Below are 1,188 nucleotides of genomic sequence, written 5' to 3'. Positions count from 1 at the left end.
GTGGTCAGCCTGTTCTGGAAGTGGCTCTACAACCCCGAACTCGGGCTGATCAACGGGCGGCGGCGTGCTCCTCGACCAGGTCCCACCGCTCGCTGAGCAGCGGGCGGCGTACCCGCTGTTCGACCCAGTCGGTGCCGAGCCCTTGGAGCGGCTGCCCGCGCCACAGCCCGAGCGCCCGCTCCCAGGCGGCGGCCGCCTCCTGCGGCCGGCCCGCCGCCCGCCCTTCCGCCGCCAGCCGGCGGAAACGCCCGAGGTCAACCTCTTCATCCGGTACGGCGAGCGAGTAGCCGGCGGTGGTGCTCGCGATGCGCCCGCCCAGGGTCTTGCGCAGCTGCGACACCTTGAGCTGGACGATCGTCCTGGCGGTCTTGGGCGGGTCGTCCGCCCACAGCGCCTCGATCAGCCGGTCCACCGGCACGTACGCGCCGAGATGGGCCGCGAGCAGGCCGAGCACGCACTGCTGCTGTGCCCCGTCGATCGGGATCTCGGCGACGCCGTCGTACACCTCGACGGGGCCCAGCACGCGGATATCCATCGTGCCCCGAGCATAATGGTCACGGGGAGGGTGCCATATGCCACGCCGCGTCAAGGTCGAAGGTGATCGGTTCCACGGTCGCGTGCCCGAGGGCGCTGTATACGTGGGACGCGAGTTCCCCGGTCACAAGCGCAGCCCGTTCGCCAACCCGCACAGCCTGTCTCCCAAGGGCTGCCGGGTCTGCGGCGGGCAGGTCCACGTGCGGTCTCAGGTGATCCCGCTCTACCGGGCCCACCTGCAAGACCACCCCGAGCTGGTCGAGCGGGCCCGCGGCGAGCTCCGCGGCAAGGACCTCGCCTGCTGGTGCGACCCCGGCCAGGAATGCCACGCCGACGCGCTGCTGGCCGTCGTCGCGGGGCAGGCTCCCTGAATCAGGGCCGGCTGCGCGCCACGCCCACGGTGATCTCGTTGCCGAGCCTGTGCCCCATGAGCAGCTCGAGGTCGTCGCCGCTCCAGAACTTGCCCGGGTCGTACCAGTTGGCCCGGCGGCCGCTGGGCAGCAGGCCCATCGTCTCGTACGTGACGGCCACCACCTCGGCGCAGTACGCGCTCTCCAGCGTCTCCTCCTTGAGTCGGCGGCGCAGCAGCGGGATGCGGCCCTTGGCCCAGCGGCCGGCCAGGCGGGCGGTGGAGGGGAACGGGGTGCCGTCGAG

2 protein-coding genes and 1 pseudogene are annotated in these 1,188 nt (G+C 72.1%); 1 reads left to right on the top strand and 2 read right to left on the bottom strand.

Translation table 11 applies throughout. The annotated features are described in order from the left end of the window. Positions 1 to 49: 49 nt before the first annotated feature. Entirely contained in the window at positions 50 to 523 is a 474-nt protein-coding gene (locus tag AB0J09_RS65290; RefSeq protein WP_360714601.1) for a BTAD domain-containing putative transcriptional regulator, read from the bottom strand. A gap of 49 nt (positions 524 to 572) precedes the next feature. Between AB0J09_RS65290 and AB0J09_RS65285 the strand changes: the two genes are divergently transcribed. Next, positions 573 to 905, top strand: coding sequence for a DUF4326 domain-containing protein (locus AB0J09_RS65285; protein WP_360714599.1), 333 nt, complete (start codon positions 573 to 575; stop codon positions 903 to 905). A 1-nt stretch (position 906) separates the two neighbouring features. Here AB0J09_RS65285 and AB0J09_RS65280 read toward each other — a convergent pair. Then, positions 907 to 1,188: pseudogene (locus AB0J09_RS65280) on the bottom strand (hypothetical protein); the annotation flags it as partial.

Origin of the sequence: Nonomuraea sp. NPDC049784, from assembly GCF_040659615.1 — a bacterium.
GTDB lineage: Bacteria > Actinomycetota > Actinomycetes > Streptosporangiales > Streptosporangiaceae > Nonomuraea.
This window is presented reverse-complemented; position numbering and strand designations above follow the sequence as displayed.

Coding starts and splice junctions, on each gene's coding strand:
- AB0J09_RS65285 (WP_360714599.1), top strand. CDS start 573: ATGCCACGCCGCGTCAAGGTCGAAGGTGATCGGTTCCACGGTCGCGTG.